Consider the following 23049-nt stretch of genomic DNA (forward strand, 5'->3'; position numbering starts at 1 on the left):
TGATGACCACGGCGGAGGTCCTATCCGAGTTGAAGGGGATTTCGCGGCGGACCTTCTACCGGTGGCGTGAACTCGGGAAGGCGCCCAAGGCATTCACGCTGCCGAACGGAGAGCTGCGTGTCTGGCGGAGTGACTTTCATGCCTGGCTTCGGAGCCGGGAAGGGGCTGCCGCGTGAAGTCCACCGATGTTCGGGTCTGGTCGATTCGGGTCAAGCCCGGGAAACGGCCCTCCTATGAGGTGCGATGGAAGGTTGCCGGGCTGTCTTTCTCTGAGACACGTAAGACGAAAGCGCTCGCTGACAGTTTCAGGTCGAAGCTGCTTCGCGCCACGCGCGACGGCGAGGAATTCGACACGGTTTCGGGCCTTCCCGACTCCATGGCAGAGCGCAAGGCGTCCCTGAGCTGGTACTCCTTCGCGTTGCAGTACCTCGCGATGAAGTGGCCGCATGCCGCCCCGAACACCCGTGACGGGATCAACGAATCATTGACCTCCGTCACGCTGGCCCTGTTGGACGACCGGCCCGGTCGCCCCGAGGAGAGAGTTCTCCGGCGAGCGCTGCGCAACTGGGCATTCGTCATACCGGGGCCTGATGATCGAGAAATCCCGGACGAGATCGCCAACGCGCTTCACTGGGTGTCCAAGGCCTCTCGTCCCCTCGGAGATCTTGCGGATCCCGTCGTGGGGCGTGCAGTGCTCGACTCCCTCAAGATCAAGCTGGATGGAACAGCTGCCGCGGCGGAAACCGTTCACCGGAAGCGGCGCACCTTGGTGAATTCCATGCACTACGCGGTTGATCTCGGTGAGTTCCAGGAGAATCCGCTCGGTGCTGTTCGCTGGCAGAAGCCGAAGGTGGCCAACGACGTGGATCCCCGTGTCGTGGCGAATCCGGAGCAGGCGCGGTCACTGCTGTGCGCGGTGTCCTATGTCGGCGGCTTCAAGCGGGCCCGCGGCCGGCGCCTGGTCGGGCTCTTCGCCGGGATGTACTTCGGAGGCTTCCGGCCCGCCGAGGCAGTGGGGCTCTCCTTGTCGGATCTCACCCTCCCTGCCTGCGGCTGGGGAGAGGCACTACTGAACCGGTCCCGACCGAGTGTGGGGCGACAGTGGACCGATTCCGGCCTGAGCCATGACGACCGCGGGCTCAAGAACCGGCCCGCCGAGGAGGTACGGCGCGTGCCGATCCCGCCCCAGCTCGTCTCCGTCCTCCAGGAGCACATCGACACCTTCGGGACCGCTGAGGACGGGCGACTCTTCTTCAGCGAGGGCGGGGGAGTGGTGTCCTCCTCCACGTACTACCGGGCCTGGCAGGAGGCGCGGCTCCTGGCCCTGCCGCCGGCCGCCGTAGCTTCTCCGCTCGCGCGGCGCCCATACGACCTGAGGCACTCCGCGCTCTCCACCTGGCTCAACGCCGGTGTCGACCCGACCGAGGTTGCGGCACGAGCCGGGAACAGCGTGGAGGTACTGCTCGGCCGGTACGCCAAGTGTCTCGACGGCCGGCAGGAGGTCGGCAACCGGCGCATCGAGGAGCTGCTGCGCGAGTACGAGTGAGAGGTGGGCCGTTGTGGCCCGAGGCCCCTAGGGAAACCTGGGGGCCTTCGTGTTTCCCAGGCTGACCTGGGGAGTTGTGGAGGCGTCCAGGCCGCGAATAGGCCGCAGGGGCTGTCATGGGGCTGCATGGCCTGGCGTATGGCTGCACATACGCGAAGACCCCGTCTCAGCGAACTCGCTGATGGCGGGGTCTTTGGGCACTTCCTGCGAAGTGCCCCCGGCAGGATTCGAACCTGCGCACACGGCTCCGGAGGCCGTTGCTCTATCCCCTGAGCTACGGGGGCGTGTCGTTCGCGTTGCGGCGACGGGTTGAACACTACCAGCTTCCACGGGGTGATCAGGAACCGTTTACGGGGTCGGGGGGCGTGGGTCGCTCGGAGGGGGTGGAAGTGGCAAAAACCCGGACGCGGGGGCTTAGGCGGACCTACTCTCGAGTTGTGCCAGGCGCCTCGGGCCGGGTGCTTGTTGTCGACGACAACAAGGTCATCCGGCAGCTGATCAAGGTCAATCTCGAGCTGGAGGGCTTCGAGGTCGTGACCGCGAACGATGGTGCCGAGTGCCTGGACGTCGTGCATCACGTGTGTCCCGATGTGATCACCCTTGATGTGGTCATGCCCCGGCTGGACGGGTTCGGGACCGCCGCGCAGCTGCGCGCCGATCCGCGCACGCGCCATCTGCCCCTCGCCATCGTGAGCGCCTGTACGCAGTACGAGGTGGAGTCCGGGATCGAGGCCGGGGTGGACGCGTTCCTCGCCAAGCCCTTCGAGCCCGCCGAGCTCGTACGGGTCGTACGCCGGCTCATCGAGCGCAAGGACCGGCGCGAGCGGAAGGGTGCGCCGGCCGGGCGGGGGAGAGGGTAGCGCCGGGCACCTGTTCACATGGCGAAACCGTTCGCGGGATGGGCGGGCTTCTCCCCTAGGCTGGTCCCGTGACCCCCGCCGACCTCTCCAGCACCGTCGCACGCGCCGTGCGCCGTGCCGTCGAGGACGGGGAGCTGCCGGCCGGGGCGGACGTGCCCGAGCGGGTCGTCATCGAGCGGACCCGGCCCGGGGGAGTGGGCGACTACGCCACCCCCCTCGCCTTCCAGGTCGCCCGGACCGCCGGGCGGCCCCCCGCCGAGGTCGCCCGGGTGATCGCCGCAGGCCTGGCCGCCGAGCCCGGGCTCGAGCGGGTCGAGATCACCGGCGCCGGGTTCCTGAACTTCACCCTCGCCCCCCGCGGCGCCGCCGGGCTCGTCCGCGAAGTGCTGTCGCGCGGACCGCGCTACGGGTACGCGGACGACGCCGTCGAAGCCGAGCCCTTCCCCCGGCCCCCCACCGCCGGGTTCCGACAGCGCGCCGTCCACGAGGCCGTCGTACGCATCCTGCGCAGCCAGGGACGGGAGGACGGCGGAGCGCCGCCCGCCGTCGCCCCCGTCGCCCCCGTCGCGCGCCGCGACGGGGACGTGGTCGCCACCTACGGGCGGGACGCCGCCACCTGGGCCGTGCTCGCCGTTCCGGCCCGCGAGACCCCCCAGTTCGGGCCCGGGCTCCTGGTGCAGGACGAGTCCAGCGAGTTCTTCCTCGTGCGCTACGCCCACGCCCGCGCCGAGGCCCTGGGCCGCGGCGCCGCCCGCCTCGGCTTCCACGCCGAGCCCGGTCAAGTCGATGCCCCCGGCGAGGCCGACGCCCCCGGTGAGGCCGACGCCCCCGGTCAAGTCGATGCCCCCGGCGCGGCCGCCGCCCCCGCCCTGCTGCGCCTCCTCGCCGAGTACCCCCTCGTACTGGAGGCCGCCGCGCACCGGCGGGCGCCGGAGCGGCTCGTCCGGTTCCTCGTCGCCCTCGCCGACGAGCTGCTCGATTTCCAGCACTGCGTCCTGCCCAAGGGGGACGAGAAACCCTCGGCCGCCCACCGCGCCCGGCTGGCTCTCGCCGAAGCCGCCGGGACGGTGCTGGCCGGCGGCCTGGCCCTTCTCGGCATGGATGCACCTGACTGCCTGTGATCTGCGAAGAGAGATACCGATGAGCCGTTCCGCGCACCCCGCCGGGCCCCGCCACGCCGACGTCCTGCCCGAGGGCCACTACTCCCCGCCGCCCGCCGACCTCAACGCGCTCGACGAGAAGGTCTGGGCGCGGACCGTACGGCGCGACGGCGACGGAGTGGTGACCGTGGCGGGCATGCCCGTCACCGCGCTCGCCGAGGAGTTCGGTACACCCGCGTACTTCCTCGACGAAGAGGACTTCCGGGCGCGCTGCCGGGCCTGGGCGCACGCCTTCGGGCCCGACGCCGACGTGTTCTACGCGGGCAAGGCGTTCCTCTCCAAGGCCGTCGTGAAGTGGCTGCGGGAGGAGGGGCTCAACCTCGACGTCTGCTCCGGCGGCGAGCTGGCCACCGCCCTCGCCGCGGGCATGCCCGCCGAGCGGATCGCCTTCCACGGGAACAACAAGTCCGTCGACGAGATCACCCGGGCCGTCACCGCCGGCGTCGGCCGGATCGTGCTCGACTCCTTCCAGGAGATCGCCCGCGTCGCGCACATCGCCCGCGAGCTGGGCGTGCGCCAGCCCGTCCAGATCCGCGTGACGGTGGGCGTCGAAGCGCACACCCACGAGTTCATCGCCACCGCGCACGAGGACCAGAAGTTCGGCATCGCCGTCGCCGACGGCTCCGCCGCCGAAGCCGTACGGCGCGCCCTCGGGCACGACAGCCTCGAGCTGCTCGGCGTCCACTCCCACATCGGCTCGCAGATCTTCGACATGGCCGGCTTCGAGGTCTCCGCCAAGCGCGTGGTCCGGCTGCTGGCCGCCGTACGGGACGAGCACGGCGTCGAGCTGCCCGAGATCGACCTCGGCGGCGGCCTCGGCATCGCGTACACCCCCTCCGACGACCCGCGCGAGCCGCACGAGATCGCCAAGGCCCTGCACGAGATCGTCGCCCGCGAATGCGAGTCGGCCGGCCTGCGCGCCCCGCGGATCTCCGTCGAGCCGGGACGCGCCATCGTCGGCCCCACCGCCTTCACCCTCTACGAGGTCGGCACGATCAAGCCCCTCGAAGGGCTGCGCACGTACGTCTCCGTCGACGGCGGCATGTCCGACAACATCCGCACCGCCCTCTACGACGCCGAGTACGCCGTCACCCTCGTCTCCCGCGTCTCCGACGCCGAGCCCATGCTCGTCCGCGTCGTCGGCAAGCACTGCGAGAGCGGCGACATCGTCGTGAAGGACGCGTTCCTGCCGGCCGACCTGGCCCCGGGCGACCTCCTCGCCGTACCCGCCACCGGGGCGTACTGCCGCTCCATGGCCAGCAACTACAACCACGCCCTGCGCCCGCCCGTCGTCGCCGTGCGCGACGGACAGGCCAGGGTGATCGTCCGGCGCGAGACGGAGGAAGATCTCCTGCGTCTCGACCTCGGATGATCCGGTTGTTTCAGGGAGAAGCCCCCATACCCCCAAAATAGGTGTCTCACTCAATGGACCGAGGATGGAAAGTGCTGTCCATTGAGTGAGACTGGTTGAGACCCGGCGCGCAATACCGCACGCCGGGTGGTGATGGAAGATCGAAAGGCGTAGGTCGAATGATGCGTACGCGTCCGCTGAAGGTGGCGCTGCTGGGCTGTGGAGTGGTCGGCTCAGAGGTGGCGCGCATCATGACGACGCACGCCGACGACCTCACGGCCCGCATCGGCGCGCCCGTCGAGCTCGCCGGCGTGGCCGTGCGCCGCCCCTCCAAGGTGCGCGAGGGCATCGACCCCGCCCTGGTCACCACCGATGCGACCGCCCTCCTCAAACGCGGCGACATCGACGTCGCGATCGAGGTCATCGGCGGCATCGAGCCCGCCCGCACCCTCATCACCACCGCCTTCCAGCACGGCATCTCCGTCGTCTCGGCGAACAAGGCGCTGCTCGCCCAGGACGGCGCGGCCCTGCACGCCGCGGCCGAGCAGGCCGGGCTGGACCTGTACTACGAGGCCGCCGTCGCCGGCGCCATCCCGCTGGTCCGCCCGATGCGCGAGTCCCTCGCCGGCGACAAGATCAACCGGGTCATGGGCATCGTCAACGGCACGACGAACTTCATCCTCGACAAGATGGACTCCACCGGCGCCGGGTACCAGGAGGCGCTCGACGAGGCCACCGCCCTCGGGTACGCCGAGGCCGACCCGACCGCCGACGTCGAGGGCTACGACGCCGCCGCCAAGGCCGCGATCCTGGCCGGCATCGCCTTCCACACCCGGGTCCGCCTCGACGACGTCTACCGCGAGGGCATGACCGAGGTCAGCGCCGCCGACTTCGCCTCCGCCAAGCGCATGGGCTGCACCATCAAGCTCCTCGCGATCCTGGAGCGCGCCGCCGACGGCGAGTCCGTCACCGCCCGCGTGCACCCGGCGATGATTCCGCTGACCCACCCGCTCGCCTCCGTCCGCGAGGCGTACAACGCCGTCTTCGTCGAGGCGGAGGCCGCCGGGCGGCTCATGTTCTACGGGCCCGGCGCGGGCGGTTCGCCGACCGCCTCGGCGGTCCTGGGCGACCTCGTCGCCATCTGCCGCAACAAGCTCGCCGAGGCAACGGGGCCCGGCGAGTCGGCCTACACCCAGCTGCCGGTCAGCCCCATGGGCGACGTCGTCACGCGGTACCACATCAGCCTCGATGTGGCCGACAAGCCGGGCGTCCTCGCCCAGGTGGCGACGACGTTCGCGGAGCACGGTGTCTCCATCGACACCGTCCGCCAGCAGGGCAAGGACGGCGAGGCCTCCCTCGTCGTCGTCACCCACCGCGCGCCCGACGCCGCCCTCTCCGGGACCGTCGAGGCACTGCGGAAGCTGGACACCGTGCGCGGTGTCGCCAGCATCATGCGTGTTGAAGGGGAGTAAGGACCCATGAGCAGCAATCGCACCCACCAGTGGCGCGGCATCATCGAGGAGTACCGGGACCGCCTGCCGGTGACGGACACGACTCCCGTGGTCACGCTCCGCGAGGGCGGCACTCCCCTCGTACCCGCGCAGGTGCTCTCCGAGCGCACCGGCTGCGAGGTCCACCTCAAGGTCGAGGGCGCGAACCCCACCGGGTCCTTCAAGGACCGCGGCATGACCATGGCGATCACCAAGGCCAAGGAGGACGGCGCCAAGGCCGTCATCTGCGCCTCCACGGGCAACACCTCGGCCTCCGCCGCCGCGTACGCGGTGCGCGCCGGGATGGTCTCGGCCGTGCTCGTGCCCCGCGGCAAGATCGCGCTCGGCAAGATGGGCCAGGCGCTCGTGCACGGCGCCAAGATCCTCCAGGTGGACGGCAACTTCGACGACTGCCTGGACCTGGCCCGCGCGCTGTCCGACAACTACCCCGTCGCGCTGGTCAATTCCGTGAACCCGGTGCGCATCGAGGGCCAGAAGACGGCCGCGTTCGAGATCGTCGACGCGCTCGGCGACGCCCCCGACATCCACGTGCTGCCCGTCGGCAACGCCGGCAACATCACCGCGTACTGGAAGGGCTTCAAGGAGTACAAGGCCGACGGCCTGGCCTCCCGTACGCCCCGTGTGTGGGGTTTCCAGGCCTCCGGCTCCGCGCCGATCGTGCGCGGCGAGATCGTGAAGGAACCGCACACCATCGCCACCGCGATCCGCATCGGCAACCCGGCCTCGTGGGACTACGCGCTCGCCGCGCGCGACGAGTCGGGCGGCTTCATCGACGAGGTGACGGACCGCCAGATCCTGGCCGCCTACCGCCTGTTGGCCGCGCAGGAGGGCGTCTTCGTCGAGCCCGCCTCGGCGGCGTCCGTCGCCGGCCTGCTCAAGGCCGCCGAGCTGGGCCTGGTCGACCCCGGCCAGACGATCGTGTGCACCGTGACCGGAAACGGCCTCAAGGACCCCGACTGGGCCGTCGCCGGCGCTCCGCAGCCGGTCACCGTCCCGGTGGACGCGGAAGCCGCGGCCGTCCGCCTCGGCCTGGTCTGACCCCGGCCGGACCGCGGTTCGACCCGCAGTACCCCGGTTGCCGGATTCCGGAATGCCTCCCGCAGGCTTCCGGAATCCGGCAACTCAGGCCGTACGGCACAAAAGTCAACGGCATTCAGCGGTATCCACCGGAAGACACCGACACGCATCGTGCGCCTCCTGTGCGCCCTATGTCGCGAGAGAACCTTCCTTCGATACGCTGTACTTACATCCGCCACCGCGCATATGACCGTGGTGCTGCCCAGTGGGCCTTCGGGTGTCGTACGTTCTCCAGTACATTCGCAGCGAGCCAGCGAAGATCTCGTCTCGCACAGTCACAAGGAGTGTCATCGGACGATGGCCGGTCCAGCGTTCCGCGCCGCCGCCGTACGGGTGCGCGTCCCCGCCAGCAGTGCCAACCTCGGCCCGGGCTTCGACGCCCTCGGCCTGGCCCTGGGGCTCTACGACGACGTCGTCGTCCGGGTGGCCGATTCCGGCCTGAACATCGACATCGCGGGCGAGGGCGCCGACACCCTCCCGCGGGACGAGAGCCACCTGCTCGTACGCTCCATGCGCACCGCCTTCGACCTGCTGGGCGGGCAGCCGCGCGGCCTCGAGGTCGTCTGTGCCAACCGCATCCCGCACGGCCGCGGGCTCGGCTCCTCCTCCGCCGCCATCTGCGCCGGCATCGTCGCCGCCCGCGCCGTGACCATAGGCGGAGAGGCCAAGCTGGACGACGCGGCCCTGCTGGAGCTGGCCACCGAGATCGAGGGCCACCCCGACAACGTCGCCGCCTGTCTCCTCGGCGGATTCACCCTCGCCTGGATGGACGGCGGCAGCGCCAAGGCGATCCGTATGGAGCCCGCCGATTCCATCGTTCCGGTGGTCTTCGTCCCCTCCAAGCCGGTCCTGACGGAGACCGCGCGCGGCCTGCTGCCGCGCAACGTCCCGCACGTGGACGCGGCCGTCAACGCGGGTCGTGCGGCCCTGCTCGTCGAAGCCCTGACCAGGCGTCCCGAGTTGCTGCTGCCGGCCACCGAAGACCGGCTCCACCAGGAGTACCGGTCCCCGGCGATGCCCGAGAGCGTGGCACTCGTCAACCGGCTGCGGGCGGACGGCATCCCCGCGGTCATCTCCGGCGCGGGCCCCACGGTCCTCGCGCTGGTCGACAACGGCGCGGCCGACAAGGTCGCGCAGCTCGCGGGCGAGGGGTGGGCGGCGAACCGGCTCGCCCTCGACGCCGCGGGCGCAAGCGTCCTGCCGCTGGGAACCCAGGGCGGCTAGGCCGTAGGGCAGACCCGCCAGGGGCGGGCGGCCAGGGCAGGCCGCCCGCGCTGCAGGCGCGATTGCCGGTGATTGAGAGGGGGAATATCTGTTGGATCCGGTAGTGTTAGTCTCAAGTGCGCAGCCGAAGCCGCCATGGCTCGGCGCTCAGTGTCCCCATCCGGGACCACCTTTCTTCCGGGAGCCTCCCCGACTGCTTTGATCGCTTCCAGCAGTTTCGAGCACGCTCCGGAATCGGCGTGACATTCCCACGCTTCCAGCTCGGGGGCTTCTCGCCGGAACCACCCACGCACGTTTCTCTCCGCCGTTGTCTTTTTTCGGCGGACCACCGCCCCGGCACAGTCCATACACCTAGGACTGCTGTCGGACAGCACAACCGGTCGCCGAGCCAGACAGGCCGACGTCCGCTCCAGGGAAGGACCCTTCGTGAGCGACACCACCGATCTGATGGGCGCTGCCGACACCACTGTCGACACCAGTGCCCCCGCCGCGGGCGCCGCCCCCAAGCGTCGCCGCTCCGGCACCGGCCTCGAGGGCATGGTCCTGGCCGAGCTCCAGCAGGTCGCGTCGGGCCTCGGCATCAGGGGCACCGCGCGGATGCGCAAGAGCCAGCTGATCGAGGTCATCAAGGAGGCGCAGGCGGGCAGCAGTGCCCCCAAGGCCGCGGCTCCCGCCGCCGACGCCGCCGAGGCCAAGCCGAAGCGCCGCGCCACCAGCAAGGCCCGTACGGGTGAGGCCGCCGCCGAGGCGCCCGCCGAGAAGCCTGCCGCGCAGGCGCAGATCGAGATCCCGGGCCAGCCGGCCTCCGACGACGCCCCGGCCGGCGAGCGCCGCCGCCGTCGGGCCACGGCCCCCTCCGGCAGCCCGGAGACCGCGGCCCCCGCCGCCGTGCAGGTCGAGGCCAAGACCGAGACCGCCACCACCACCGCGACCGCTCCGGCCGAGGTCAAGGCCGAGGCCGCCACCGCCGTCTCCGCGCCCGCCCAGGAGGGCGAGGGCCGCGGTCGGCGCGACCGCCGCGACCGCGGTGACCGTACCGAGCGCGAGGGCGGCCGGCGCGACCGCCGCGACCGCGGCGCCAAGGCCGACGACCAGGGCCAGGGCGCCCAGGGCGGTCAGGGCCAGGCGGGTCAGGGCCAGGGCCAGGCCGGTCAGGGCGGTGGCCGCGGCGACCGTCAGGACCGCCAGCAGCAGGGCGGCCGCCAGGACCGCCAGCAGCAGGGCCGCCAGGACCGCCAGGGCCCCCAGGGCAACGGTCCCGAGGACGACTTCGACGACGAGGGCGGTCGTCGCGGCCGCCGCGGCCGCTACCGCGACCGCCGTGGCCGTCGCGGCCGCGACGAGTTCGCGCCGAACGAGCCGCAGGTCGCCGACGACGACGTCCTGATCCCCGTCGCGGGCATCCTCGACATCCTCGACAACTACGCGTTCATCCGGACCTCGGGCTACCTGCCCGGCCCGAACGACGTGTACGTCTCCCTCGCCCAGGTCCGCAAGGCCGGTCTGCGCAAGGGCGACCACACCACCGGTGCGGTGCGCCAGCCCAAGGACGGCGAGCGCCGCGAGAAGTTCAACGCCCTCGTGCGCCTGGACTCGGTGAACGGCATGGCGCCCGAATCCGGCCGCGGCCGACCGGAGTTCCAGAAGCTGACCCCGCTGTACCCCCAGGACCGGCTCCGTCTGGAGACCGACCCGGGCGTGCTGACCACCCGCATCATCGACCTCGTGTCGCCGATCGGAAAGGGCCAGCGCGGCCTGATCGTGGCCCCGCCGAAGACCGGCAAGACCATGATCATGCAGGCGATCGCCAACGCGATCACCACCAACAACCCCGAGTGCCACCTGATGGTCGTCCTGGTCGACGAGCGTCCGGAAGAGGTCACCGACATGCAGCGGTCGGTCAAGGGCGAGGTCATCTCCTCGACCTTCGACCGCCCGGCCGAGGACCACACCACCGTCGCCGAGCTGGCCATCGAGCGCGCCAAGCGTCTCGTCGAGCTGGGTCACGACGTGGTCGTCCTGCTGGACTCCATCACCCGTCTGGGCCGCGCGTACAACCTCGCGGCGCCCGCCTCCGGCCGCATCCTGTCCGGTGGTGTCGACTCGACCGCGCTGTACCCGCCGAAGCGCTTCTTCGGTGCCGCGCGCAACATCGAGGACGGCGGCTCGCTGACCATCCTGGCCACCGCGCTCGTCGACACCGGCTCGCGCATGGACGAGGTGATCTTCGAGGAGTTCAAGGGCACCGGCAACATGGAGCTCAAGCTCGACCGGAAGCTCGCCGACAAGCGCATCTTCCCGGCCGTCGACGTCGACCCGTCGGGCACCCGCAAGGAGGAGATCCTCCTCAACAGCGAGGAGCTCGCCATCGTCTGGAAGCTGCGCCGGGTGCTGCACGCGCTCGACTCGCAGCAGGCCATCGAGCTGCTGCTCGACAAGATGAAGCAGACGAAGTCGAACGCAGAGTTCCTGATGCAGATCGCCAAGACGACCCCGTCCGGCAAGAACGACGACTGATCCGCCGATCCGTCGCCGTACACGGCATCACCGGGACCGCCCCCACCGCAGCCGCGGCGGGGGCGGTCCCGTGTTTTCCGGCTTGTGCGCGCTCTCGCCGCAGGTAGCCGCAGGTGCGAGCTTCGCCACACCCGCCGCTTTCGTGAACCTTCCGGCCTCGCGCCGCGTCCCCCTGGGAAACCGCAGGTGGGCGCGGTGCGCCCGGCGGGGTCCGGGCCGCCGGTCCCGCCCCGGCCGCCGCAGTGCCCCCGTCGGAGGTGCCTTCCGGCCGTGGAACCCTGGAGGACATTCGTCCGTCTGTGTCAGAGGGCAGTGCGGGAGGCAGCTGGGCCGGACATCCGGCCGGGAACGTACTCAGGGACCGAGGAGAGCATGAGCGAGGACAGCAGGGGCGGCGGCAGGCGTGCCGCGGGCCGGCGCCGACGGAAACCGCCGAAGCGCCGCAGGGCCCTGGTCGTCGCCGCGTGGAGCGCCGCGGGCGTGGTCCTGCTGGGCGGGGCGGGTCTCGGCTGGTTCTACTTCCACCTGAACGGGAACCTCAAGACGGTCGACATCGACCAGGCGCTCGGCACGGACCGCCCGCAGAACGTGGACAACGGCTCGATGGACATCCTGGTCCTGGGCTCCGACTCCCGCGGCGGCGCCAATGCCGAGTACGGGCAGGACGACGGCGGCTCGGCCCGCTCCGACACGGCGATGATCGTCCACCTCTACGAGGGCCACAAGAAGGCCACCGTGGTCTCGATACCGCGCGACACCATGGTCAACCGGCCGGCCTGCACGACGGCCAACGGCAAGACCGACCGCGGCAGCTCGCGCTCCCAGTTCAACGAGTCGTTCACCATCGGCGGGGCCGCCTGCGCGGTCAAGACCGTCGAGAAGATGTCGGGGATCCGCATGGACCACTACATCGAGGTCGACTTCACGGGCTTCAAGAAGATCATCGACAACCTCGGCGGCGTCGAGGTGACCACCAACAAGCCGATCAAGGACTACGGGAGCCACCTCGACCTCCCGGCCGGCCCGAACAAGCTGAACGGCGAGCAGGCCCTCGGCCTCGTACGGACCCGCAAGACCGTCGGCGACGGCTCCGACCTGGGCCGAATACAGCTGCAGCAGGCCTTCATGAAGGCCCTGATCAAGCAGGTCAAGGGCATCGGCGTCTTCGACAACCCCAAGCGGCTGCTCGACCTCGCCGACACCGGCACCAAGGCGCTCACCACCGACAAGTCCCTCGGTGACGTGAAGTCCCTGATGGGCTTCGCGCAGAGCCTCCAGGGCATCGACGCCCAGGACATGAAGATGATCACCCTGCCCGTGGGCCCGGACCCCCGGGACGCCGACCGGGTCGCCCCGCTGGCCAAGGAGTCCAAGATGGTCTGGGACGCCCTGCTGGCCGAGCAGCCGGTCCCCGCCGAGGCCACCGCGAACTCCATGGGCGACAAGGGCAGCGCCGGGCAGATCGTGCAGTAAACCGCAAAATGCCTGGTCAGGCGCTTCCCTCGGGGGAGTGGAATAGATGTCCGACCCTCCTCGTTGAGGGAGGCGTCCTCAGAATTTTGACAGGCAGCCCGGTCCTGGCAGACTGGTCTGTCGGCCCCGGTTCACGCAGTGCGCAATTCGGCTCCTGCGACCCGGCGCCCTCCCGAATCTAGGAGACACCTTGAAGCGCGATGTTCACCCCGAGTACGTCGAGACCCAGGTCAGCTGCACCTGTGGCGCGTCGTTCACCACCCGTAGCACCCTGACCGAGGGCACCATCCGTGCCGAGGTCTGCTCCGAGTGCCACCCGTTCTACACGGGCAAGCAGAAGATCCTCGACACCGGTGGCCGTGTCGCCCGCTTCGAGGCCCGCTTCGGCAAGGCTGCCGGCTCGAAGTAGCGAGCCCCCGGCGCCGGACTCCGGCTGCACCCTGTCCACACGGGGGCAGCCGGACCGGCGCCTTTGTCGTCCCGCAGCCCTTTTTCGTACTTTTCACCCCAGGAGCCCCCGATGTTCGAGGCGGTCGAGGAACTGGTCGGCGAGCACGCCGATCTTGAGAAGAAGCTCGCCGACCCTTCGGTCCACTCGGATCAGGCCAACGCGCGCAAGCTCAACAAGCGCTACGCGGAGCTGACCCCGATCGTCGCGACCTTCCGTGCCTGGAAGCAGTCCGCCGAGGACATCGAGACGGCGAAGGAGTTCGCGGCCGACGACCCGGACTTCGCGGCCGAGGTGAAGGAGCTGACCGCGCAGCGCGAGGAGCTCACCGAGAAGCTCCGCCTGCTGCTGGTCCCGCGCGACCCCAGCGACGACAAGGACGTGCTCCTCGAGGTCAAGGCGGGCGCGGGCGGCGACGAGTCGGCCCTGTTCGCCGGCGACCTGCTGCGCATGTACCTGCGCTACGCCGAGCGCGTGGGCTGGAAGACCGAGATCATCGACGCCACCGAGTCCGAGCTCGGCGGCTACAAGGACGTCCAGGTCTCCGTCCGCACCAAGGGCGGCAACGGGGCCACCGAGCCCGGCCAGGGCGTCTGGGCCCGCCTGAAGTACGAGGGCGGCGTGCACCGCGTCCAGCGCGTTCCGGCCACGGAGTCCCAGGGCCGCATCCACACCTCCGCCGCCGGCGTGCTCGTCACCCCGGAGGCCGAGGAGGTCGAGGTCGAGATCAACCCGAACGACCTCCGCATCGACGTGTACCGCTCGTCGGGCCCCGGCGGCCAGTCCGTCAACACCACCGACTCGGCCGTGCGCATCACGCACATCCCGACCGGCGTGGTCGCCTCCTGCCAGAACGAGAAGAGCCAGCTCCAGAACAAGGAGCAGGCGATGCGCATCCTGCGCTCGCGCCTGCTGGCCGCCGCCCAGGAGGCCGCCGAGCAGGAGGCCTCCGACGTGCGCCGCAGCCAGGTGCGCTCCGTGGACCGCTCCGAGAAGATCCGTACGTACAACTTCCCGGAAAACCGGATCTCGGACCACCGGACGGGCTTCAAGGCGTACAACTTGGACCAGGTGCTCGACGGCGACCTCGATCCGATGATCCAGGCCTGCGTCGACGCGGACTCGGCCGCCAAGCTGGCGTCCGCGCACTGATCCCCGCTCGACCCCGCTCGACCGTGCACCACCCCCGCACCACCCCCGTACGACAGCAGCCCGGAGGACCAGCGTGAACTTGCTGCTTGCCGAGGTGGCCCAGGCCACCCAGCGGCTGGCCGCCGCCGGCGTGCCCTCACCGCGCTTCGACGCGGAGGAGCTCGCGGCCTTCGTGCACGGCGTCAAGCGGGGGGAACTGCACCACGTCAAGGACGCGGACTTCGACGCCCGCTACTGGGAGGCCGTCGCCCGCCGCGAGGCGCGCGAGCCGCTCCAGCACATCACCGGCCGCGCCTTCTTCCGGTACCTGGAGCTCCAGGTCGGGCCGGGGGTCTTCGTGCCCCGGCCCGAGACCGAGTCGGTCGTGGACTGGGCCATACACGCCGTCCGGGCGATGGACGTCGTCGAGCCGCTGATCGTGGACCTGTGCACCGGCTCCGGCGCCATCGCGCTGGCCATGGCCCAGGAGGTGCCGCGCTCGCGCGTGCACGCCGTCGAGCTGTCCGAGGACGCCCTGCGGTGGACCCGCAAGAACGCCGAGGGATCGCGGGTCACCGTCCACCAGGGCGACGCGCTGAGCGCGCTGCCCGAGCTGGACGGCCAGGTCGACCTGGTGATCTCGAACCCGCCGTACATCCCGCTCACCGAGTGGGAGTACGTCGCCCCCGAGGCCCGGGACCACGACCCCGAGATGGCCCTGTTCTCCGGCGAGGACGGGCTCGACACCATCCGCGGCATCGAGCGCACCGCGCACCGGCTGCTGCGGCCCGGCGGCATCGTCGTCATCGAGCACGCCGACACCCAGGGCGGACAGGTCCCGTGGATCTTCGCCGAGGAGCGGGGATGGGCCGACGCCGCCGACCACCCCGACCTGAACAACCGCCCGCGCTTCGCCACCGCCCGCAAGGCCATGCCGTGACGCCCCCGACCCACCCCTCCACCCCCCTGCTGCACGAGGAGTCCCGCTGATGGCCCGGCGATACGACTGCAACGACGCGACGGACCGCAAGACGGGTCTGCGTGAAGCCGCATCCGCCGTGCGCCGCGGCGAGCTTGTCGTGCTGCCCACCGACACCCTGTACGGGATCGGCGCGGACGCCTTCAGCGCGGAGGCGGTCGGCGACCTGCTCGCCGCCAAGGGGCGCGGCCGCAACATGCCGACCCCCGTGCTCATCGGCTCCCCGAACACCCTGCACGGGCTCGTCACGGACTTCTCCGAGCAGGCCTGGGAGCTCGTCGACGCCTTCTGGCCGGGCGCGCTGACGCTCGTCGCCAAGCACCAGCCCTCGCTGGCCTGGGACCTGGGGGAGACCCGCGGCACCGTGGCCGTACGCATGCCCCTGCACCCCGTCGCGATCGAGCTGCTGACCGAGGTCGGTCCGATGGCCGTGTCCTCGGCGAACCTGACCGGGCACCCGGCGCCGGAGGACTGCGACGCGGCGCGCGAGATGCTCGGCGACTCCGTGTCCGTGTACCTGGACGGCGGTCCGACTCCGGGGATCCAGCCGTCGTCGATCGTCGACGTCACCGGGAAGGTTCCCGTCCTGCTGCGCGAGGGGGCGCTGACCGCCGAGCAGCTGCGGGAGGTCGTACCCGACCTCGAGGTGGCCCCGTGAGCCCTGAGGGGCGTGGCATAGCAAGCGGGCACACCTCCGGCGCCGACCACGGCTGGGGGGACCCCCACCCGGCGGGTGCCGGCGGGGACACGTTCCGCATCCTCCACGTCAGCACCGGCAACGTGTGCCGCTCGCCGATCACCGAGCGGCTGACCCGGCATGCGCTGGCGCACCGGCTGGGCGGAATTCCGGCCGGCGACCTGATCGTGGAGAGCGCGGGGACGTGGGGCCACGAGGGGGCCCCGATGGAGGCGAACGCGGCGGCCGTGCTGGCGGACTTCGGGGCGGACGCCACCGGGTTCACCGGGCGGGAGCTGCTGGACGAGCACGTCATACGGGCCGACCTGGTGCTGACCGCCACGCGGGACCACCGGGCGCAGGTCATCTCGATGGGGCATTCCGCGGGGTTGCGGACTTTCACGCTGAAGGAGTTCACGCGGCTGGTGCGGGCCATAGATCCGGCCACCCTGCCGCCGCTGGACGACGGGGTCGCGGAGCGGGCCCGCGCGCTGGTGCGGGCCGCCGCGGCGCTGCGCGGGTGGCTGCTGGCGCCGTCGCCCGACGCGGACGAGGTGTACGACCCGTACGGGGCGCCGATCACGTTCTTCCGCTCCATCGGCGACGAGATCAACCAGGCGCTGGACCCGGTGGTCACGGCCCTGACGGGCGTCAACGCTCCCCGCTGACGGGGGCCGGCCGGAGGCCGGCGCGGCGGCGCGAAGCCTGAGAGGCCCCTGGGGGCCGAGCAGTGCGAGGGACGCGATCGGGAGGGGCCAACCAGGCGCTGGACCCGGTGGTCACGGCCCTGACGGGCGTCAACGCTCCCCGCTGACCCCGCGGGGGCGGCCGGGCCCGGGGACTCGGTCTCCGAAACGGGCAGAGCGGGACGTGGCGACCTAGAGTAGGGCTATTCAGGACAGCCCACTGGGAGTCGCGCCATGAGCGTCATCACCCCGCCCTCCGACCTGCTGCGGCAGCAGGATCCGCAGATGGCCGACGTGCTCGCGGGGGAGGCGCATCGGCAGGCGGTCACGCTGCAGCTGAGCGCCGCCGAGAACTTCACCTCGCCCGCCGTGCTGGCGGCACTCGGCTCTGCGCTCGCCAACAAGTACGCCGAGGGCTATCCGGGCCACCGCTACCACGGCGGCTGCGAGTACGCCGACCTCGCCGAAGGGCTGGCCGTCGAGCGGGCCCGGGCGCTCTTCGGCGTCGAGCACGCCAACGTGCAGCCGCACTCCGGGTCCTCCGCCGTGCTGGCCGCGTACGCCGCGCTGCTGCGGCCCGGGGACACCGTCCTCGCGATGGGGCTCCCGTACGGCGGACACCTCACCCACGGCTCGCCCGCCAACTTCTCCGGCCGCTGGTTCGACTTCGTCGGGTACGGGGTCGACGCCGAGACGGGTCTGATCGACTACCAGCAGGTGCAGGACCTCGCCCGCACGCACCGGCCGAAGGCCGTCGTCTGCGGCTCGATCTCCTACCCGCGCCACCCCGAGTACTCCGTGTTCCGCGAGATCGCCGACGAGGTCGGGGCGTACCTCATCGCGGACGCCGCCCATCCGATCGGGCTCGTCGCCGGCGGGGCCGCGCCCAGCCCCGTCCCCTACGCCGACATCGTCTGCGCGACGACGCACAAGGTGCTGCGCGGCCCCCGCGGCGGGATGCTCCTGTGCGGGGCCGAGTTCGCCGAGCGGATCGACCGGGCGGTGTTCCCCTTCACCCAGGGCGGCGCCCAGATGCACACCATCGCCGCCAAGGCCGTGGCCTTCGGCGAGGCCGCGGCGCCGGTGTTCACCACGTACGCCCACCGGGTGGTGGCCAACGCGCGGGTGCTGGCCGACGCGCTCGCGGCCCACGGGTTCGCGGTGACGACGGGCGGCACCGACACCCACCTGATCACCGCCGACCCGGCGCCGCTCGGCGTGGACGGGCCGACCGCCCGCGGCCGGCTCGCCGCCGCCGGGATCGTGCTCGACACCTGCGCCCTGCCGTACGGGGACCAGCGCGGGATCCGGCTCGGTACGGCGGCCGTCACCACCCAGGGCATGCGGGAGCCCGAGATGGCACGGATCGCCGGGCTGTTCACCGCCGCACTGCGCGGGGAAGGCGCCAAAATCCGGGCGGAGGTGTCCGAGCTGGTGCTCGGATTTCCCCCGTACGGGGAGTAAGAGGGGCAAGCGGGGCGTACCGCAACCGGGACAGCGCCCCCTCGCGTCCTCGGTGAGGGGTACATCGCAGCTAATGTGTGGGGCTGAGATGGCCGGCGATACATCTGGGGCAGCCCGTGCGTGAATATCTGCTGACGCTTTGCGTCACGGTCGCGGTGACCTACCTGCTCACCGGGCCCGTGCGGAAGTTCGCGATCGCGGCCGGTGCGATGCCGGAGATCCGCGCCCGCGACGTGCACCGCGAGCCCACTCCGCGGCTCGGCGGCATCGCCATGTTCGGCGGACTGTGCGCGGGGCTGCTGGTCGCGGACCACCTGCGCAACCTCAACGGCGTCTTCGAGCTGTCGAACGAGCCGCGGGCGCTGCTCTCCGGGGCCGCCCTGATCTGGCTGATCGGCGTCCTCGACGACAAGTTCGAGATCGACGCCCTGATCAAGCTCGGCGCACAGATGATCGCCGCCGGTGTGATGGTCATGCAGGGTCTGACCATCCTGTGGATCCCCGTCCCGGGCATCGGCAACGTGTCGCTGACCCAGTGGCAGGGCAACCTGCTCACCGTGGCCCTCGTCGTGATCACCATCAACGCGGTGAACTTCGTGGACGGCCTCGACGGCCTGGCCGCCGGCATGGTCTGCATCGCCGCCGCGGCGTTCTTCCTCTACGCGTACCGGATCTGGTTCGGGTACGGCATCGAGGCGGCCGCGCCCGCGACCCTGTTCGCCGCGATCCTGATGGGCATGTGCCTCGGCTTCCTGCCGCACAACATGCATCCGGCCCGGATCTTCATGGGCGATTCCGGATCGATGCTCATCGGGCTGGTGCTGGCCGCCGCCGCGATCTCGATCACCGGGCAGGTGGACCCGGACACCATGGCCCTCTTCGCCGGCGGTGAGCGCAACGCCACGCACGCGATGCTCCCGGTCTTCATTCCGCTTCTGCTCCCGCTGACGATCATCGCGATCCCGATGGCGGACCTGGTCCTGGCCATCGTGCGCCGTACGTGGAAGGGCCAGTCGCCGTTCGCGGCCGACCGCGGGCACCTGCACCACCGGCTGCTGGAACTCGGGCATTCGCACAGCCGCGCGGTGCTGATCATGTACTTCTGGTCGGGGCTGATCGCCTTCGGCGCGGTGGCGTACTCGGTGCACTCGGCCTCGATGTGGATCGTGCTCGCCATCGTCGCGCTGAGCGCGGCGGGCCTCGTACTGCTCCTCCTGCCGCGCTTCACCCCGCGCGCACCGCGCTGGGCGGAGGGACTGGTCCCGCCGCGCTACCGGCACCGCGAGCGCGCCGCCGAGGCGGCCGCCCTGGACGCCTCCGGCCGCGAGCCGGAGCCCGCCGGGCCGATCCGGGTCGGCGTCTCGGGCGTCAACGGAGCGACCGCGGTAGGCCCCCGTTCGCGCTTCCCCGACCGGCGTAAGGCCGAGTCGACGCGCTGACGCCCGCGGTACATGTCGGACATGAACCGCCTTTACCACACACAACGACGGCTTGTCGCGCACACACGGGCGGGTTAGCTCTCATGTGTGACAGTCAGCACACTCCGCAGGTAAAGCTCTCATCAAATAGTTTGTGATACCGTTCACTAAACCCGGCGACAGAGCCGAAGGACCGTAGTGCGACGGCCCATCGGCCCGAGGTTCGATCTCGGACCGGGCTTACGCTCGTCCCGTACGAGTTCCCGTACGAGTCCGTGCCCCCACCACCACGCGGAGCAAACCGCCATGCGGTCAGATGACGTCCGATCCCTCCTGCACGCCGCTGTACCCACGGCTGTCGCCGGCGCTCTCGCCGCCGTCATCAGTGCCGTGGTGGCAGGCGGCAAGGGGGCCCTTGGCGCAGTCATCGCCACGCTGGTCGTGATGCTGTTCATGGGCATCGGATTCGTCGTTCTGCAACGCACCGCGAAATCACTGCCGCACTTGTTCCAGGCCATGGGGCTGATGCTCTACACGGCCCAGATCCTGCTGCTGTTCGTCTTTGTCGCCGTGTTCAAGAACACGACGCTGTTCAACCCCAAGGCCTTCGCGATCACGCTCGTCGCCACCACCCTCGTGTGGATCGGCGCGCAGACGCGTGCTCACATGAAGGCCAAGATCCTCTACGTCGAACCGGACTCGACGAAGGGCGACAAGCCCGAAAATTCGGGGCCGAAGTCGTGAGGGGTAGGGCCGGAATAAGGGCGCGTTCGAGATGCTGCTATCGTCCGGTGCCAACTGCGGCATTGCGGGCGCGGGCATCTGAGCTGACGCCTGTTCCATCGCGAGGCTCGATGCCTGATCGCCGCCCCCACACCCGTAACACCAGTCCAGTGCCGAACAGCGGCTGTGCGCCGCGCCGACACAACGAGGTTGCCGTACCTATGCGCCACGCTGAAGGAGCCCGCGGTGAGTGCTGACCTGACGCAGGTGCTCGCTTTCGAGACCGACTGTCACATCTTCGACGGATGTGGCTTCCCCGGCCCGGGCCTGCACTCGTTCCTCTTCGAGCCGCTGTGGGGCGAAGCCGGCACCACCAGTGCGTACTTCAACAAGCCGATGCTGCTGGCCCTGCTGGGCTCGGTGATCATCGTCGCCTTCTTCTGGGCCGCGTTCCGGAAGCCGAAGGTCGTACCGGGCAAGCTGCAGATGGTCGCCGAAGCCGGCTACGACTTCGTGCGCCGCGGCATCGTGTACGAGACGCTGGGCAAGAAGGAGGGCGAGAAGTACGTCCCCTTCATGGTGTCGCTGTTCTTCTTCGTCTGGGTCCTGAACGTCTGGTCGATCGTCCCCGTGGCCCAGTTCCCGGTGACCGCGATCATCGCGTACCCGGCGGCGCTCGCGCTGATCGTCTACTTCATCTGGATGTCGGTGACGTTCAAGCGTCACGGCTTCGTCGGCGGACTCAAGAACCTGACGGGCTACGACAAGTCGCTCGGCGGCGTCCTGCCCCTGGTCATGGTCATCGAGTTCTTCTCGAACGTCCTGGTGCGCCCGTTCACCCACGCGGTCCGACTGTTCGCGAACATGTTCGCCGGTCACACCCTGCTGCTGCTGTTCACCATCGCCAGCTGGTACCTGCTGAACGGGATCGGGATCGCCTACGCGGGCGTCTCTTTCATCATGGTCATCGTGATGACGGCCTTCGAGCTCTTCATCCAGGCTGTCCAGGCCTACGTCTTCGTGCTCCTGGCCTGCAGCTTCATCCAGGGCGCGCTCGCCGAGCACCACTGAGTCCGGCCCTCCCCCAAACCCCCTGTCGTCCGGTGGCCAACCCCCACCGGTCCGTGAAAGAGAAGGAAGAACTGGCATGTCCCAGATCCTCGCTGCCGCCGATGGCGTCACCGGCTCCCTCAGCTCCGTTGGTTACGGTCTCGCGGCCATCGGCCCGGGTGTCGGCGTCGGCATCATCTTCGGTAACGGCACGCAGGCTCTCGCCCGTCAGCCCGAGGCTGCCGGTCTGATCCGCGCCAACCAGATCCTCGGCTTCGCCTTCTGTGAGGCGCTCGCCCTCATCGGTCTGGTCATGCCGTTCGTCTACAGCTGACGAACCGCGACCACTAGTCCGATTAGACGAAAGGCACTGATGTGAACCTCCTGGTTCTCGCGGCCGAGACGGAAAACCCGCTCGTCCCGCCGATCCCCGAGCTCGTCATCGGTCTGATCGCCTTCGTCATCGTCTTCGGTTTCCTCGCGAAGAAGCTCCTCCCGAACATCAACAAGGTTCTGGACGAGCGTCGCGAGCAGATCGAGGGCGGTATCGAGAAGGCTGAGGCCGCTCAGACCGAGGCCCAGAGCGTGCTGGAGCAGTACAAGGCCCAGCTCGCCGAAGCCCGGCACGAGGCCGCGCGCCTGCGCCAGGAAGCGCTGGAGCAGGGCACTGCGCTCAAGGAAGAACTGCGCGCAGAGGGCCAGCGGCAGCGTGAGGAGATCATCGCTGCCGGCCACGCCCAGATCGAGGCCGACCGCAAGGCCGCCTCTCAGGCGCTGCGCCAGGACGTCGGCAAGCTCGCCACCGACCTGGCCGGCAAGCTCGTCGGCGAGTCCCTCGAGGACGCCGCCCGCCAGAGCCGCACGATCGACCGCTTCCTCAGCGAGCTTGAGGAGAAGGCCGAGGCGGCCCGATGAACGGAGCGAGCCGCGAGGCGCTGGCCTCCGCGCGCGAGCGTCTCGACGCGCTGATGGACAACACGTCCGTCGACGCGGCGAAGCTCGCCGGCGAGCTGGCAGCCGTCACCGCGCTGCTCGACCGTGAGGTCTCGCTGCGTCGGGTCATCACGGACCCGGCGCAGTCCGGCGAGGCCAAGGCCGAGCTGGTCGGCCGGCTGCTGGGCTCCCAGGTCGGCGGCGAGGCCCTCGACCTGGTGTCGGGCATGGCCCGGTCCCGCTGGTCGCAGTCCCGCGACCTGGTGGACTCGCTGGAGGAGCTGGCGGCCACCGCCGACCTCACGGCGGCCCAGCAGGGTGGCGCGCTCGACAACGTCGAGGACGAGATCTTCCGCTTCGGCCGGATCGTCGCCTCGAACACCGAGCTGCGTGCCGCGCTGACCGACCGCGGCGCCACCGCCTCCGCCAAGAACGAGCTGCTGCGCAGCCTGCTCGGCGGCAAGGCGAACGCCGTCACCGAGCGTCTGGTCGCGCGTCTCGTCACGCACCCGCGTGGACGTAGCCTGGAAGCGGGACTGGAGTCCCTTTCCAAGCTCGCCGCCGAGCGCCGTGACCGCATGGTCGCCACCGTGACCACTGCGGTTCCGCTCAGCGACGTGCAGAAGCAGCGTCTCGGCGCGGTGCTGGCCAAGCTGTACGGCCGCCAGATGCACCTGAACCTCGACGTGGACCCCGCGGTCCTCGGCGGGATCACGGTGCGGGTCGGCGACGAGGTCATCGACGGCACCATCGCGGACCGCCTCGCCGAGGCGACCCGCCGCATGGCCGGCTGACCTCAGCCAGCAATAGAACAAAAGCATT

22 protein-coding genes and 1 tRNA gene are annotated in these 23049 nt (G+C 70.5%); 22 read left to right on the forward strand and 1 reads right to left on the reverse strand.

What is annotated here, in order from left to right:
* The first annotated feature begins 2 nt into the window (after positions 1–2).
* Positions 3–176 (forward strand): AlpA family transcriptional regulator, encoded by a 174-nt coding sequence (locus tag ACFYZS_RS02240; protein ID WP_229345042.1) that lies wholly within the window; start codon positions 3–5, stop codon positions 174–176.
* Entirely contained in the window at positions 173–1546 is a 1374-nt protein-coding gene (locus ACFYZS_RS02245) for a tyrosine-type recombinase/integrase (RefSeq protein WP_389005879.1), read from the forward strand. The genes ACFYZS_RS02240 and ACFYZS_RS02245 overlap by 4 nt, the downstream gene beginning before the upstream one ends.
* Positions 1547–1758: 212 nt before the next feature.
* Here the strand turns inward: ACFYZS_RS02245 and ACFYZS_RS02250 are convergent.
* A tRNA-Arg gene (locus tag ACFYZS_RS02250) sits at positions 1759–1830 on the reverse strand.
* A gap of 105 nt (positions 1831–1935) precedes the next feature.
* Between ACFYZS_RS02250 and ACFYZS_RS02255 the strand changes: the two genes are divergently transcribed.
* From ACFYZS_RS02255 to ACFYZS_RS02350, 20 genes are all read left to right on the forward strand, one after another.
* Positions 1936–2406, forward strand: a complete 471-nt coding sequence (locus ACFYZS_RS02255; RefSeq protein WP_389005881.1) for a response regulator — start codon at positions 1936–1938, stop codon at positions 2404–2406.
* A 68-nt stretch (positions 2407–2474) separates the two neighbouring features.
* Complete coding sequence (nrtL, locus tag ACFYZS_RS02260; RefSeq protein ID WP_389005883.1) at positions 2475–3527, forward strand: ArgS-related anticodon-binding protein NrtL; 1053 nt, start codon at positions 2475–2477, stop codon at positions 3525–3527.
* 19 nt (positions 3528–3546) lie between these two features.
* The gene (lysA, locus tag ACFYZS_RS02265) at positions 3547–4938 is read left to right on the forward strand and encodes a diaminopimelate decarboxylase (RefSeq protein WP_389005885.1); all 1392 of its coding nucleotides are present in this window, start codon (positions 3547–3549) and stop codon (positions 4936–4938) included.
* Positions 4939–5096: 158 nt separating this feature from the next.
* Positions 5097–6389: a homoserine dehydrogenase gene (locus ACFYZS_RS02270; RefSeq protein ID WP_389005887.1), complete on the forward strand. Its 1293-nt coding sequence runs from the start codon at positions 5097–5099 to the stop codon at positions 6387–6389.
* 6 nt (positions 6390–6395) lie between these two features.
* Positions 6396–7466, forward strand: a complete 1071-nt coding sequence (thrC, locus tag ACFYZS_RS02275; RefSeq protein ID WP_053784688.1) for a threonine synthase — start codon at positions 6396–6398, stop codon at positions 7464–7466.
* A gap of 336 nt (positions 7467–7802) precedes the next feature.
* Positions 7803–8729, forward strand: coding sequence for a homoserine kinase (gene thrB / locus ACFYZS_RS02280; protein ID WP_030295292.1), 927 nt, complete (start codon positions 7803–7805; stop codon positions 8727–8729).
* A gap of 426 nt (positions 8730–9155) precedes the next feature.
* The gene (gene rho / locus ACFYZS_RS02285) at positions 9156–11246 is read left to right on the forward strand and encodes a transcription termination factor Rho (protein WP_389005889.1); all 2091 of its coding nucleotides are present in this window, start codon (positions 9156–9158) and stop codon (positions 11244–11246) included.
* A 372-nt stretch (positions 11247–11618) separates the two neighbouring features.
* Positions 11619–12719: an LCP family protein gene (locus tag ACFYZS_RS02290; RefSeq protein ID WP_389005891.1), complete on the forward strand. Its 1101-nt coding sequence runs from the start codon at positions 11619–11621 to the stop codon at positions 12717–12719.
* Between the two features lie 190 nt (positions 12720–12909).
* Positions 12910–13128 carry a 50S ribosomal protein L31 gene (gene rpmE / locus ACFYZS_RS02295; protein ID WP_030153765.1) on the forward strand — a complete coding sequence of 73 codons (219 nt, stop codon included), beginning with the start codon at positions 12910–12912 and terminating at the stop codon, positions 13126–13128.
* A gap of 111 nt (positions 13129–13239) precedes the next feature.
* The gene (gene prfA, locus ACFYZS_RS02300) at positions 13240–14319 is read left to right on the forward strand and encodes a peptide chain release factor 1 (RefSeq protein WP_389005894.1); all 1080 of its coding nucleotides are present in this window, start codon (positions 13240–13242) and stop codon (positions 14317–14319) included.
* 73 nt (positions 14320–14392) lie between these two features.
* On the forward strand, positions 14393–15238 hold the full coding sequence (prmC, locus tag ACFYZS_RS02305) for a peptide chain release factor N(5)-glutamine methyltransferase (RefSeq protein WP_030153768.1): 846 nt from the start codon (positions 14393–14395) through the stop codon (positions 15236–15238).
* A gap of 49 nt (positions 15239–15287) precedes the next feature.
* Positions 15288–15935 carry an L-threonylcarbamoyladenylate synthase gene (locus ACFYZS_RS02310; protein WP_030153769.1) on the forward strand — a complete coding sequence of 216 codons (648 nt, stop codon included), beginning with the start codon at positions 15288–15290 and terminating at the stop codon, positions 15933–15935.
* Positions 15932–16621 (forward strand): protein-tyrosine-phosphatase, encoded by a 690-nt coding sequence (locus tag ACFYZS_RS02315; RefSeq protein ID WP_389005897.1) that lies wholly within the window; start codon positions 15932–15934, stop codon positions 16619–16621. Before ACFYZS_RS02310 ends, ACFYZS_RS02315 begins: the two co-directional genes overlap by 4 nt.
* A 252-nt stretch (positions 16622–16873) precedes the next feature.
* Positions 16874–18103, forward strand: a complete 1230-nt coding sequence (gene glyA / locus ACFYZS_RS02320) for a serine hydroxymethyltransferase (protein ID WP_389005899.1) — start codon at positions 16874–16876, stop codon at positions 18101–18103.
* A 116-nt stretch (positions 18104–18219) separates the two neighbouring features.
* Positions 18220–19542 (forward strand): MraY family glycosyltransferase, encoded by a 1323-nt coding sequence (locus ACFYZS_RS02325; RefSeq protein WP_389005901.1) that lies wholly within the window; start codon positions 18220–18222, stop codon positions 19540–19542.
* A 285-nt stretch (positions 19543–19827) separates the two neighbouring features.
* Entirely contained in the window at positions 19828–20265 is a 438-nt protein-coding gene (locus tag ACFYZS_RS02330) for a hypothetical protein (protein WP_366101089.1), read from the forward strand.
* Between the two features lie 225 nt (positions 20266–20490).
* On the forward strand, positions 20491–21315 hold the full coding sequence (gene atpB / locus ACFYZS_RS02335; RefSeq protein WP_099889435.1) for a F0F1 ATP synthase subunit A: 825 nt from the start codon (positions 20491–20493) through the stop codon (positions 21313–21315).
* A 76-nt stretch (positions 21316–21391) separates the two neighbouring features.
* Positions 21392–21628 (forward strand): ATP synthase subunit C, encoded by a 237-nt coding sequence (locus tag ACFYZS_RS02340; protein ID WP_030153776.1) that lies wholly within the window; start codon positions 21392–21394, stop codon positions 21626–21628.
* 41 nt (positions 21629–21669) lie between these two features.
* A complete protein-coding gene (locus tag ACFYZS_RS02345) occupies positions 21670–22209 on the forward strand; it encodes a F0F1 ATP synthase subunit B (RefSeq protein ID WP_030857149.1) in 540 nt (179 codons plus the stop codon).
* The gene (locus ACFYZS_RS02350) at positions 22206–23021 is read left to right on the forward strand and encodes a F0F1 ATP synthase subunit delta (RefSeq protein WP_376015865.1); all 816 of its coding nucleotides are present in this window, start codon (positions 22206–22208) and stop codon (positions 23019–23021) included. The genes ACFYZS_RS02345 and ACFYZS_RS02350 overlap by 4 nt, the downstream gene beginning before the upstream one ends.
* Positions 23022–23049 lie beyond the last annotated feature (28 nt).

It is taken from the genome of Streptomyces sp. NPDC001903, assembly GCF_042891345.1.
Classification (GTDB): Bacteria; Actinomycetota; Actinomycetes; order Streptomycetales; family Streptomycetaceae; genus Streptomyces.